Source organism: Paraburkholderia sp. EG286B (assembly GCF_040965655.1).
Lineage (GTDB): Bacteria > Pseudomonadota > Gammaproteobacteria > Burkholderiales > Burkholderiaceae > Paraburkholderia.
This window is the reverse complement of record NZ_JBFRCF010000253.1, coordinates 1-255: the sequence shown is the minus strand read 5'-3', so window position 1 is coordinate 255 and position 255 is coordinate 1. Positions and strand designations below refer to the sequence as shown.

The window sequence follows — 255 nt, the reverse complement described above, 5'->3', positions numbered from 1 at the left end:
AGGCGCAAGTCATCCGGGCGGCGATGCAGCCCAACGTATCGATCGCGGCGGTGGCACTGCACTATCGCTTGAATGCCAACATGCTCCGAAGCTGGGTGGCGGCGCAGGAGGAGCTGGATGCGGCCGAGCTCGCCCGCAAGTCAATGAGCGTGCCATCGGCAGAATTTGTGCCGTTGCAGCTGGAAGCGTCCGGAGCTGCATCTGGCGCGACAGAGATCCTGATCGAGGTACGTCGGGGTGCGGCAACGGTGACGG

1 pseudogene is annotated in these 255 nt (G+C 64.3%); it reads left to right on the top strand.

What is annotated here, in order from left to right:
- Positions 1–255 (top strand): annotated as a pseudogene (locus tag AB4Y42_RS44640) (IS66 family insertion sequence element accessory protein TnpB); the annotation flags it as partial.